Here is a 12,122-nt window from a genome sequence, read left to right on the forward strand (position 1 = left end):
TTATCCTAAAATCTTGAATTTCGCAAACTTCAGCAGCAACTGCTTGGTACCCGCATGCGTAAACTCCACCGTTGCTTTGGTGTTCTCGCCCGTGCCCTCTATCCGCACCACCGTTCCTATGCCGAAGCGCTGATGCTCTATGCGCGCTCCCTCATGCAGGTCGCTGGCGCTGGGGGCTGATGCCATCGGGCGTGGTGCCACAGCGTTATACACACGCTTGAAATTAGCGCCGAAGGGGTCAACAGGCTTTTCGGCCTTGCGTGGCGCCACAGCGCGTGGTTTCGGGTCGGCCTTAAACTGGCTGGCCACGGGGCGCGGGTTCTGCATCCATTCAGGCTGCTCGCTCTCATAGCGGCTGCTCCGGCTGTAGCCACCTGTGGTGCCAGTGCCGTAAGCCCCACCGTCGTAGCGGTTGTAAGCCTTGCGTTGCGGTGCTCCAAAGCCGTCTGCCCCCCCCGCCTCGCTGTGCATCTCCAGCAGCTCTGGGTCGATGTCGCGTATAAAGCGCGAAGGCGTGTCATATTCCATACGTCCGTAGCGGAATCGGTTTTGTGCACATGTCAGTATGCAGTGCTTCTCAGCGCGCGTGATGGCCACATACAGCAGTCGGCGCTCCTCTTCCAGTTCGCGCATCGAGTTGGTGCACATTGGCGATGGGAAGATGTTCTCCTCCAGTCCTACTACAAACACCGTGGGGAATTCCAGTCCCTTGGCGGCGTGTATCGTCATCAGCACCACCTTGTCGTTCTCGTCGCCATTATCGCTGTCCAGGTCGGTCAGCAAGGCCACCTCCTGCAGGAAGTCGGTCAGATACACCTCGTCGCCCATATCCTCCTCTCGGCGACTCTCTACAAAGTCCTGCATACCGCCCAAGAACTCCTCCAGGTTCTCCTGTCGCGATATGTCCTCCGGATTTCTGCCGCTATAGATATCCTTGCTGATGCCCGACTGCATGATGATGTCGTGTCCGATGGTGTAGGCATCCTCAGTGTCTAATCTGCTTATCCAGCCCTCTATCAGCTGGCGGAAGTTCTGAATCTTCGTCATCGTGCCCTTGCTCACGTCCAATGGGAAGAGCACAGGGTCCTTGATCACCCGCCACAGACTCACGCCGTATTGCTGTGCCGTCTGGATGATTTTTCCCACTGTGGTGTCGCCGATGCCGCGCGCCGGGTAGTTGATGATACGCTTAAATGCCTCCTCGTCATCCGGATTGGCCACCAGTCGGAAATAAGCTATCACGTCCTTTATCTCCTTGCGCTGATAGAAGCTCAGTCCGCCGTAGATGCGATACGGGATACCGTCTTTGCGCATCTGCTCCTCAAAGCTTCGGCTCTGCGAGTTGGTGCGATACAGGATGGCAAAGTCGCTCCAGTCGCACCGGTCCTGTCGCTTCAGTCGCTTGATGTCCTGCGTCACTATCAGCGCCTCTTCGCGGTCGCTGTAGGCAGGTTTCAACTGCAGTTTCTCGCCGTGCTCATTTTCCGAGAACACGTTCTTCGGTATCTGTCGCTCGTTGCGTCGTATCAGCGAGTTGGCTGCCTGCACGATGAGCTGCGTAGAGCGGTAGTTCTGCTCCAGTTTGAATAGTTTGGCATCCTGATACAAGTTTCTGAAGTTCAGGATGTTATCGATGTTGGCACCACGAAATGAGTAGATGCTCTGTGCATCGTCACCCACCACGCACACCTTCTGTCGTTCTTTTGTCAACTGATATACGATTGATTGCTGCGCATAGTTCGTGTCCTGATACTCATCCACCAGCACGAAGTGGAATTTCTCCACGTATTTCTGCCGCACCTCTTCATGATTCTCAAACAGCACCCACGTCTGCACCAGCAGGTCGTCAAAGTCCATCGCGTTAGCCTGTCGGCAGCGCTCCGCATACCTTATATATATATTGGCCACTTGCGGGCGCTTCTGTGTGGCATCATCCGCCGCCCAGCTGCTCTGCTGGTAAGCCTGCGGCAGCAGCAGATGGTTTTTAGCCATCGAGATGCGGTCGGCCACCGACGAAGGCTTATACACCTTGTCGTCAAGCCCCATCTCCTTGATGATGGTCTTCACCAGCGATCGTGCATCCGTCTGATCGTAGATGGTGAAGTTAGGGTTAAATCCTATCTTATCCGCCTCGGCGCGCAGGATACGTGCAAACACACTGTGGAAGGTGCCCATCTGCAGATAGCGCGCCTGCTCCTCGCCCACCAGGCGGCCGATACGATCTTTCATCTCGCGTGCCGCCTTGTTGGTAAACGTCAGCGCCAGAATCTGCCAGGGTTTCATCCCCTGTTCCAGTAGCCAGGCTATCTTATACGTCAGCACACGCGTCTTACCCGATCCGGCACCAGCTATCACCAGGCTGGCCCCGTCGCAGTACTCCACCGCAGCGCGCTGACTCACATTCAAATCACGTAGTATATCGTTGTTCATTCTTGTCATTTCTTATAGCAGCTGCAAAGATACGAAAAAGTCGAGAGCAGAACAAAAGAATTCCCATCTTTTTTCAGCCCCCGACCATTTTTTCAGGCGTTGATAAAGCTTACCTTATGGCGATTCTTGCTTTGCCTGGCTGCTGTTGCCGCCGGGCAGTCCTCGGGTCGTACCGCAAAGTGCACCCACACTGCCCCATAGCGATTCCGCTCTATCAGTAGTTCGTCAAACTCCTGCCCCGTCTCCTTGGCATAGCCAATCAGGATGGCAGCATAGACGATGGCCTGGTCATACCCCGAGGTACGTATATCCGCCGCGCACCCCGTCAGATGGTTGCTTGTGCTCGCTCCCCCCACCTTCCGATTCAACTGCGGCGACCGATAGCCCGAATTAATCACTATCGGCTGTCCTACCCGTTCCCTCAGTACCTCCAGCCACGAGCAAAGCCGCTTCAGATTAGCAATCGCCTCATGACTAGGAATGTTATACACCTCAGGATACTTGCTCCTGGTGAACTCTCCGAGCACAAAATGCTCGGAGAGGTTTGCTTTACTATTTAATTGTACAATTTCCATAACTTCATTTTTTTATATTTTTTATTCTTTTATCTTTTATCTTTTTACTGACGTTGATTGCTGTGCTGTGCGGAAACGCTTCGCTGTAGGCTCTGTCTAGGGCTTTCAGGTCGATTCTGTAGAAGCTGATGCCCATACGCACGGCCACGATAGCCCTGATAAATTCACGATGCTGGCGCGGAAAGAGCTTGGGTCGAGGCAGCTCGCTCAAACCCTCCTGCTCGCACAGGTGGCACACCTCCCAGATAAAATCATCGTTGGCTTCGCCGCCAAACCACGTTTTCAGCACGCTGCTGATGCAGAAACGCTTACATTGCACCCTAAGCAGGCGCCTTGTGCGCTCCAGCAGTAGCCAGAGCTGCACAAAGCATTGTTCGTTATTAAGTATCTCCATAAATCCTTAATGACAATTGACAATCATGACAAGACTCCTTGAATTTTCCTGTATTGGGAAGGACCGGTCTGAGTAATCAGGCTTTGCTTTTTCCAGTTCTTCAGCATCTGGTGCACCTGATTGCGCGACACTCCGGCCCCATTCACGCTCACGCTATGCCGTAGCGCCATATCAAAACTAAAGTCAAGATCCAGGCGGGCGAAGATGGTATCGTTTTTGCCCATCCTTCTACGTCTATTCTCGCCAGCATAGTCGCGACTACGATAGGCCTGCTCAACACGGTCGCGAAAGAAGAAGAGTGCACAGTCAAGCAGCGAGTCGGCAATAACAGTATAGATGTCGAGCATGGTCGGAGTCTGCGCCTTTATCAGCATGTCGCGCCACAGATTGGGATTCTGTTTCAGCTGTTTTTCGGCACCAATAAGTCCGTGCTTCTGTATCAGCTGTTCGCACACGCGGCACAGCATGATGCAGCACACCATGCGCTGGGTAGTTACACAGGTTCGGAATCGCTCACGCGCTTTTACACGGTCGTCGTTCATCATGGACTCTAAACGAATTTTCTCCAACCACTCGCGGCCTCTTGCTTCGAGTTTCGGCAGCACCACCTCGCCCGTCATCAGCGGCAGCAGATGGGCCACCTGCTGGATGCGCTCGGTCTGCCGTTCGGTCAGCACATAAGGGGTGTCTTCTAACTTCGAATAGGTGTTGTCGGGCATTTGGGCCATGGCTATACGGCTCTGAAATCCGTCGGTGTAATTAGTCACCACGCGGTAGAGTGCATCGGGTGTGCCGCACATCACCACATTCCACAGCAGATGCTTGATGTGCACATTCACCGCATCGGGGTTCTTGGCTTCGCGATCGTATCTCGAACCGTCGTAACTTTGGCGCAGCATCACCGAGAAGTCGCTCATGGCAGATCGCCATTTCTGCGCCACAGTGTCGGCCTCTGGCGTAAATGAAAATGCATGTTTCCCCTCTACGTTAGCCAAGCGCTCAGCCAGATTGGCCACCGTGTTGTTAAGAGCGATATTGCGCACGGGCAGTTGAACTTCTTCGGGCTGATTTTTCTGATTTTTAGAGGCTCGTTTCTTTCGGCGATACTCGTCCTCCTGTTTCTGATACATCTCGTCAAGAGCCGACAACTCGCTCATCCAGGCGTCCACCACGGGGTCGATGTTGCCCTTACCGCTGGCATAATCACCCACAATATAGGATATGAGATTGAGTCCGCGCATACGACCGTGAACATCCAGCTTCACCCCAGTGGCCAATGCACCGATACAGGGGCACACCGCCGTGATAACCGGCATGGCAAGCTCGGGCCCTACGGCAGCTACCGACTCGCGCACACCTAGCGGCAACTTCTTCACGTTCAGCAATACTTCTGAGGCTGAAGTGTCAGGAACGTACCTATCTAACTCTTCTTCCTCTTCGAAACATGTCTGAGCCTGCTGAGCCTTTGCGTTTATCTGGCGCAACCCTACACTCATAAAGCCCTTGTCGGCATTATAGTTGTCGTAGAAATAGTTGATAAGCTTCTTGCAGTCTTCTGTCTGCGAATAGTTTTTCAGGCGCTCTGCCACTACTGCAAACAGCTGTTCCTTACTCATCAGCTTGCCCACACCAACCGACAGCACTGCCATCAAGTTGGAATGCCAGTTACGTTCACCCCAGATATCCATCGCGTTCTGATCCAGTCCCGCCTCCTGGGCGCAAAGGTCAAACTTTGCCAGCGATTCTGCGGTAACTTTCTCAGTAGTCGTTACCTCATGTGGGGATGCGTCGGGGGTGGCGATTTTCCGTTCGCTTTCAGCCCTCAGCAGCCCTCGCCCGTCCACATCAAGCCCGCGTTGCAGATAGGCCTCACGTCGCTCAGCAATCTCCTCTTCGCTCAGTGGTTCCAGCCAGTGCTCCGAACGGAACACCTCTTCATCCTTACCCGTTACGAATATAAAGCGCTCAGGCGTGATGCATTGCTCATCATAAGGCACATCTATCTCTGCACAAAACGCCTGTTGAGCCTCAGCTATTGTCAAACCTTTTGGTATGCGAATGTAAATATGCACCTTTTTACGAGCCGAATATTCTATACGCAACACCTGATCCTGCCAGTCAGAATACTCATCCTTGTTCAACTCGAGCGCTCGGTTTATAGCTCTATCTACCAACTCCTTATCGTCCACATCCACACAGGTCATAAACGTAAACGATTCGGGGATGATATCCGCCTGAGCGCGATGATTATTTTTAAACGCCGTGTAGTGCGGACAGATATAAGGAAGCTGATTTTTCATCTTCTCTTCTCCACCACGGATATCCGCCACCATCTGCCTGAGCCATTCTTCGGAGAGTAGCTGGTCCAGCTGTTCTGAGGTCATGGTTTCCGCATAGCCGCGATTATCCTTTTTAGGGTCGCCCGTATGCTTCGTGTTTACTGCTATCATTCCCTTCATCCCATCACCTCCTCTTTAAAGATAATCTCTTTCAGAACCTTGCGCGCTATGTTACCAGCCTGCTGCACCAGCTGCTGTGGCAGTCGGTCTATCTCATTGTCGTCCATCGTGAATACGAAGTAATATTTACCGTTGTTTCCGTGCGACAGCGAGCAGTTGTCATCGCGGTATAACGGTTTGTTGCGCTTACGCTTAAGGTTCTCGGTCAGATACACATTACCATCGCGCATGCCTTGAACATAGAAATTTCCCCTGAAGGGCTCTGCCACCACTTCCTCGCAGCACTCAAAGTCGAGCGTACGCTCTCCTGTTTCCAACTTGCCGAAAGTCATCAAACCTTCAACCATTACTTGTTTGCCTAAAATATTGCTTTTTCTTGTCTGCATGATTTTATTTAATTTTTTAACTTTTCAACGTCAGTTACAAGGATTTCCTGGAACGTTTGTCCCTGATACTCATGGGTAGAGAAACGAAGCGTGGCTGCCACCACGTCACCTTCGTAGAACCTGCACGCCGCCAGATTGCCCAGCATGGCGCACACATACTCATTTTCGAACTTACCACCACCCAACTCGCGCAGCACGATGTTGCACTTCTGGATAGTACCACTCTCGGACTTTGCCGACTGCACACCGAAGGTCTTACCCTGGCGCACCACTTTCAGAATTTTTGTTTCCATAAATACTTCAATTTTTCAATTCTTACATTTTTTAATTTTTCAATTTTTGTCTTTCGACGTTGCAAAATTAGGCACAATATAAGAGGTAGCAAAGGAAACAAAACAGAAGTTCTGAAGGCGGAAACCTTTAGAAATTATTAAAAACTTTTAGAAACTAAATCCAGAAACTTTGAGGTGTAAAAAGGCATAAAAAAAGGAGAGCTTAATAAACTCTCCTGTTCCAGTTCTGACGTGATTTAGTGTATAGCCCCGCTTCATGTAGTATCTCCCAGAGCGAACCTTTTCGGCTGTTACCATAATCAGATATCCGCTTATCCCGCACCCACCTGTTCACCAAATCAGTAATGTCGCCAGCGGGCATACCTTTGATCTCGCTTAAAAAGGTCATTACTTCATCTTCTTTATTATAGAAAATGGGCTTGAGCCTTTCAGCGACTTCCACATCCTTTATCGGTTCAAAATACTCACCGTTTGCCATCAGCAGTTTTTCTTCTCCTTCATCTTCGGCAGACGTTTCTTCCTGCTGCTGAGTCGGCTGTGCAGGCTGCCCATAGGCATACTCCCTATAAACAGCCTCATCACCCTCCATACGGATATCTCTATCATTATCTGCAACAGCATTCACACCGCGATGCTCTATATACTGCGCATTCTTACCTGTCATTACAATTTTTCTTGCCATATTTATTACTTATTCTTTGGGATTTTCTTCATAGATTGAATTATCGCCATATAGATTTATTTTTCGATTATCTATAGTGGCAGAAGCTGATTTGGGCTTGTCGGGCAGAACCATCACTTTATTGATAATGGCCAATGATGCAGCCTGAAGTTGTTCGGGGATACACTCCAACATCAAAGCACGCAAAGCCAAAGCCGTATTCACGTCAGACACCTTGTCTTGCATAAAAGTTTGTAACTGGAGTATTGAAATCAGCAAATGTTTCTGCAACAAGAACTCTATTGCTTGTTGCAGCGTATCCATATTGGGGCTTTCAACAGAAGATGCCATATCTGCAATTTTTGTCTTCAGGAAGTCTATATCACGCTGTTGCTGTTCATTTATATTTTTTAGCTGGCGTACTTCTTCTTCAGCTTTATTCCGAGCCGCTTCTGAGGCAGCAAGTTTTTCTTCCTGCTCACGAAGTTTTTCTACCAACAACCCGTAGCGCATTTCAAGTCGCGCGTATTTCACATCCCTATCGCTCCACTCTTTCGACAGGGCGATAAGATCTCCACACGACAAGTTTATGTTGTTTCCTTCTTCCATTGGCTAAGTCCTTTGTAATATTAAATGGGTTCTTATTATCGAGCTGCAAAAGTAGTAAAAAAATCCCGTACCTAAACAGAAACGGGACATAAAATTATGTTAAAACACGGTGGTATTTTACAGGCAATACCACCAATTGTAAACAAAAAGATCATGCCTCAAAATCAGGCTCTTCAGCCATTTTCATCATGCCATCATTCCACGCCTTACAAACCTCAGTCTCAGATGGTTGTACCAGATTTATATTACTATGTATCGCTGTATTATCTGCACAACATTAGTTACGACCATTTGTATCATAATATTCACGCAAACAACAAGCACAGAGAATCCCGCACCTACTCATAGATGCGAGATAATCATTTAGAGCTTCTAATATTACTCGAACGCCTGGAGAGCCTCTTCGAACTTCTTTATCCAATATGCTCCACGTTGCTCTTGTTGATTCAACAATAACGATTTATTAAACACTTTGCCTTTCGTTTCATCCAAAGGTTTTTCTAAATGGATAAGCCAATATGTATTGTCGCGAGTGGGTTTATAGTCAGAAATATGTGATGCCATTTCTGCAACTTGCTCTCGAGTTCTAACCTGCGGTTTCAAACCTGATATACGGCATAGTTGTGCTTTCTTCGAATCCTTCCCCAGAAACGCCAATACATATTCTGCACCAAGCAACTTTGGCATTGATAACACCTTACTAATGGGCAATATGTAGGTCTTTGATTTTTCAAACCAATCCCATTGCTCATCAGAACCAATTCGGCCAACAAGCACATGATGAGGTTGTTCAGCTTGGATTGCACCATTGAAGTCAACCAGCACCATTTCTTTATATGCCTGGCAAATCTCTTTATTTTCTAATTCCTCACGACGTTTAGCAGCAAGTTCAAGAAAAGATTTTTCTATATCAATGCCCAGATACTTTCTACCAAGTAACGATGCAGCGACGCCTGTTGTACCACTTCCATTAAATGGATCTAACACCCAGTCACTTTCTTTTGTGGATGCCATAATGATTCGAGCCAATAAACTCAAAGGCTTCTGTGTAGGATGCTTTCCACACGATTTTTCCCATTTTGCTACAGCTGGCATACGCCACACATCAGTCATCTGTTTGCCGTCGTTCAACTGTCGCATCAGTTCATAGTTGTAACGATGCTGTGCCTTTTTCGATTTCTTGGCCCAAATAATGTACTCTGCAGAATGCTTGAATACTCGATGAGAAACGTTATCAGGTGGATCTGTCTTATTCCACGTCACCACATTAAGAATCTTAAACCCCAGTTCAGATAACTGCTCCGCTACAGAAAAGATGTTATGGTGTGTACCGCTAATCCAAATGGTACCATTATCCTTCAACTTATCTTTACAGGCTGATAACCATTTGTGATTAAACTCATCGATATATTCTGACGAAGGCGCTTTGTCCCACGCACCTTTATCCACGCATACGACCTTACCATTACTTACACTAATACCACCATTACTCAGAAAGTAAGGAGGATCGGCAAATATCATATCAAACTTAAAGACGAATGCTTCAAGCACCGACACACAGTCCCCCTCAACGAGGGTAAAATCTTTATTGGTAGAACGGTAATATGGTATAATTTGCGCCATAAATTCAATTAATTTAGACTTTATTATCAAGTAAACTCATGATACCGAACCATAAATCTAGTGTATAACTTGTGAAGCGAGTAGAATCAGGAGTGAGATTATATTTTTCAATGATCTTTTTAACGTCGCCAATGGTTCTAAGTTTTTTCTTGTGACATTGATGTAGTTGCCTTGTTGTAATAATGCCGTATTTGACTAAATTATCCAATGTCGTGGATAATTCAAATCGAGGATATTTTTCTCGTTTAGAAACGACATCGCAACGTTTTGTATGTGAATCTACAAGTGAATATCTTGACTTGTCATTTGGAACATAGTCAAGTACCTGATTATTGTATTCTACAAGAAACTTTGACTTTGTGCCCCGAACTATTATTTTACGAATGGAACATTCTTTCCCGTTAAATCTTATCCGTTCTCCAACTTTGATGCCATCCAACTCACAAACATAGCGCTGTACATATTGGCTACTATTCTCTTTTTGCACAGGAGTAGTTATTACTTTCTCCTCAAAAAGAACACTTTGCTTTGAGTGGGACTTTTTCTCTTTTAGCATCTTATGAGTTATGATTTCATAAGGAGGGTTATAACCTGATACTCTAATAGTATGGCCGTCCTCCATTTTTAACAAAATGCTCTCATAACCATTGGGAGATATTTTATAATCAATGACTCTTCCCGTTTGCTTTGAAGATTCAACTTTTATCGTGTCACCAAGCTTTACTTCTTCTGTTTTTATTCTTGATCGCTCTTTAAACCCACCTATTGTTTTCCATACTATCTGCCTTACTCTCTCACGTGTCAGAGCATATCTATCACCTATGGAGGAAAGAGTTTCTTCCTTTGCATTTATACCAAAATAAGCTTGCAAAATATATCTTTCTCTCTGCCTAAGCCTTTTTAAATATTGCCCTACGAGTTCTTTATTATATTCGGTTTCAATCATTTCCTCAGTTGTATTACTGGGATTTTCATATATATCCAAATCTCTTGACAAAACCGCCAACTCTTTAAGACTATCAGGCAGTTCATTTACAAATGATATTTTTTCAAAATCCGCTTCGTTATCAATTTCAATTGCACTTACTGATGGCAAATAACCATTCTGCTGTTCATACTTTTCTTTGAATTTACGAACCTTTCGATATAATAACATTTGATTTAATGGTAATCTCACGGTATAGGGAAGAGTTGTCATTGAAAATGAAATTGCCTGAAGTATCCATGCCTTAGCAAAATGATGGAAGCTTCGAAAATGTAGGTAGTCAAAACGCTCTATAGCTCTAATCAAACCAATATTACCTTCCTGGATAAGATCTTCTAGAGGAATACCATATTTTGCATATAGAACAGCGATTCCTGCTACAAGTTTTTGGTGACTCTTTACTATTAAGTCGTAGGCTTTTTTATCACCATCTCGGTAACGTTTGAACAACTCTAAAAGTTCATCGTCTGAATAGACACGATATTTTGATAAGTGATTCAAAAAAGATTTGAGAGCCCCACTTGCATGTCCTTGTATAAACCTTTCTGTATTTATAACTTTAGGAACAATAATTGGCTCTGTCAGTTTGTCAACTTTAGGCTCTTCTATTTCTATTACGCCCTCTTTTGCGAACCATAGGGAAGAACTATCTTGATACCAAAAGGGAATGTTGTCAGTAGAAAACAAAATATCCGCCACATGGTATCTGTCTATTTCAAGTACCTTAGCTATTTCCTTGATTTTAAGACCATTACTATGTGAAAGCAGAGTATAGATTCTTTTGATTTCTTCCATTTTTCGAATTAATCTTTTTTCTTCATATACTCTATGATTTCCTCACACCATCCAATCAAACACTTTGTACGCCGATCTATCACTGCTTCGCCATATTCTGGGTAATGAAACCTTACTATCTCCTTACAGCTCTTAATTACTTTTCTCTTGGGATACAATGCTATTTTAGCGAATATTTGGCCTATGAATTCATGTTTGATGATTAATTCATATATACGTACTTTTGCACTTTTAGGGTCTGACATAATATCCTCGCCTAAAGGTGTTAGTTTCAGATTCTCATCTATAAGGCCCAGAAAATAGCAAGCATTGGAATAGTATGAAGCCTGTCGTAACTCAAAATTGTTGAACGATGCGATATCTGTCAAAGTACAATTTATTGTATTACCAATAAGCTTGAACGTTCTAACAACAGTTGCCAACGTATTTGCTTGAGGGAGTAGTTTTTTCATTTTTAGATATCCAATAAATCGTTTTCAACTAACATCGTATAATATTTTAGCAAGATAGTGTTTCTGTCGTTCTTGCTTTTGTCGGCAAAGTCAACACCAAGTTTCTTACACAAAATGGGGAAACCACCATTAGCATAAAATTCAAAAGCCTGATACATCTTATTACGATCAGGATCGGTTTTCGCTCTTTCTTGCAGAATTGACTGATTTCCTTCTTTTAAATAAGCCAAGAAATTGATGATTTCTTTTTCTCTGTCTTCGAAATTAATAATCTGAACAGGTTCGGCCTTATTTACAAAAGGAACGTAAGCATTATTTGCATAACCAATTAATGCCGATATTACTAAGATTTGATGATAGTCATTAAACACTCTCAAATCTCTCCAAAGATATCGCATCATATCTTCTTGATCAAGATTGCGATTAATACGGTAGGTTGTATCTATATTGATTGGCATAG

General features: G+C 45.6%; 11 protein-coding genes and 1 pseudogene. All 12 read right to left on the reverse strand.

Annotation, left to right across the window (positions count from 1 at the left end):
* Positions 1-2,430 carry an ATP-dependent helicase gene (locus tag T360_RS0112705; RefSeq protein ID WP_028913114.1) on the reverse strand — a complete coding sequence of 810 codons (2,430 nt, stop codon included), beginning with the start codon at positions 2,428-2,430 and terminating at the stop codon, positions 1-3.
* Between the two features lie 92 nt (positions 2,431-2,522).
* Positions 2,523-3,005 (reverse strand): D-Ala-D-Ala carboxypeptidase family metallohydrolase, encoded by a 483-nt coding sequence (locus T360_RS15415; RefSeq protein WP_051523566.1) that lies wholly within the window; start codon positions 3,003-3,005, stop codon positions 2,523-2,525.
* Positions 3,006-3,009: 4 nt separating this feature from the next.
* On the reverse strand, positions 3,010-3,399 hold the full coding sequence (locus tag T360_RS0112715; protein ID WP_028913115.1) for a hypothetical protein: 390 nt from the start codon (positions 3,397-3,399) through the stop codon (positions 3,010-3,012).
* A 23-nt stretch (positions 3,400-3,422) separates the two neighbouring features.
* A complete protein-coding gene (locus T360_RS16570) occupies positions 3,423-5,849 on the reverse strand; it encodes a DUF3987 domain-containing protein (protein WP_231488180.1) in 2,427 nt (808 codons plus the stop codon).
* A 5-nt stretch (positions 5,850-5,854) separates the two neighbouring features.
* Positions 5,855-6,244: a hypothetical protein gene (locus tag T360_RS0112725; RefSeq protein WP_155949553.1), complete on the reverse strand. Its 390-nt coding sequence runs from the start codon at positions 6,242-6,244 to the stop codon at positions 5,855-5,857.
* Positions 6,245-6,252: 8 nt separating this feature from the next.
* Entirely contained in the window at positions 6,253-6,537 is a 285-nt protein-coding gene (locus T360_RS0112730; protein WP_028913117.1) for a hypothetical protein, read from the reverse strand.
* Positions 6,538-6,739: 202 nt separating this feature from the next.
* Positions 6,740-7,219: a hypothetical protein gene (locus T360_RS0112735; RefSeq protein WP_028913118.1), complete on the reverse strand. Its 480-nt coding sequence runs from the start codon at positions 7,217-7,219 to the stop codon at positions 6,740-6,742.
* A 9-nt stretch (positions 7,220-7,228) separates the two neighbouring features.
* Positions 7,229-7,807: a hypothetical protein gene (locus T360_RS0112740; protein ID WP_028913119.1), complete on the reverse strand. Its 579-nt coding sequence runs from the start codon at positions 7,805-7,807 to the stop codon at positions 7,229-7,231.
* 846 nt (positions 7,808-8,653) lie between these two features.
* Positions 8,654-9,430, reverse strand: a pseudogene (locus tag T360_RS16575) (site-specific DNA-methyltransferase); the annotation flags it as partial.
* 13 nt (positions 9,431-9,443) lie between these two features.
* Positions 9,444-11,210 (reverse strand): sigma-70 family RNA polymerase sigma factor, encoded by a 1,767-nt coding sequence (locus tag T360_RS0112750; RefSeq protein WP_028913120.1) that lies wholly within the window; start codon positions 11,208-11,210, stop codon positions 9,444-9,446.
* A gap of 8 nt (positions 11,211-11,218) precedes the next feature.
* Positions 11,219-11,662 (reverse strand): hypothetical protein, encoded by a 444-nt coding sequence (locus T360_RS0112755; RefSeq protein WP_028913121.1) that lies wholly within the window; start codon positions 11,660-11,662, stop codon positions 11,219-11,221.
* A 2-nt stretch (positions 11,663-11,664) separates the two neighbouring features.
* Positions 11,665-12,120: a hypothetical protein gene (locus tag T360_RS0112760; protein WP_028913122.1), complete on the reverse strand. Its 456-nt coding sequence runs from the start codon at positions 12,118-12,120 to the stop codon at positions 11,665-11,667.
* Positions 12,121-12,122 lie beyond the last annotated feature (2 nt).

It is taken from the genome of Prevotella sp. MA2016 (assembly GCF_000619825.1).
GTDB lineage: Bacteria > Bacteroidota > Bacteroidia > Bacteroidales > Bacteroidaceae > Prevotella.

Bases quoted from the DNA above. Each gene is read 5' to 3' on its own strand.
- T360_RS0112725 (WP_155949553.1), bottom strand. From the start codon at position 6,244: ATGCAGACAAGAAAAAGCAATATTTTAGGCAAACAAGTAATGGTTGAA.
- T360_RS0112750 (WP_028913120.1), bottom strand. From the start codon at position 11,210: ATGGAAGAAATCAAAAGAATCTATACTCTGCTTTCACATAGTAATGGT.
- T360_RS0112755 (WP_028913121.1), bottom strand. From the start codon at position 11,662: ATGAAAAAACTACTCCCTCAAGCAAATACGTTGGCAACTGTTGTTAGA.
- T360_RS0112715 (WP_028913115.1), bottom strand. From the start codon at position 3,399: ATGGAGATACTTAATAACGAACAATGCTTTGTGCAGCTCTGGCTACTG.
- T360_RS0112735 (WP_028913118.1), bottom strand. From the start codon at position 7,219: ATGGCAAGAAAAATTGTAATGACAGGTAAGAATGCGCAGTATATAGAG.
- T360_RS0112740 (WP_028913119.1), bottom strand. From the start codon at position 7,807: ATGGAAGAAGGAAACAACATAAACTTGTCGTGTGGAGATCTTATCGCC.
- T360_RS0112705 (WP_028913114.1), bottom strand. From the start codon at position 2,430: ATGAACAACGATATACTACGTGATTTGAATGTGAGTCAGCGCGCTGCG.
- T360_RS16570 (WP_231488180.1), bottom strand. From the start codon at position 5,849: ATGATAGCAGTAAACACGAAGCATACGGGCGACCCTAAAAAGGATAAT.
- T360_RS0112760 (WP_028913122.1), bottom strand. From the start codon at position 12,120: ATGCCAATCAATATAGATACAACCTACCGTATTAATCGCAATCTTGAT.
- T360_RS0112730 (WP_028913117.1), bottom strand. From the start codon at position 6,537: ATGGAAACAAAAATTCTGAAAGTGGTGCGCCAGGGTAAGACCTTCGGT.
- T360_RS15415 (WP_051523566.1), bottom strand. From the start codon at position 3,005: ATGGAAATTGTACAATTAAATAGTAAAGCAAACCTCTCCGAGCATTTT.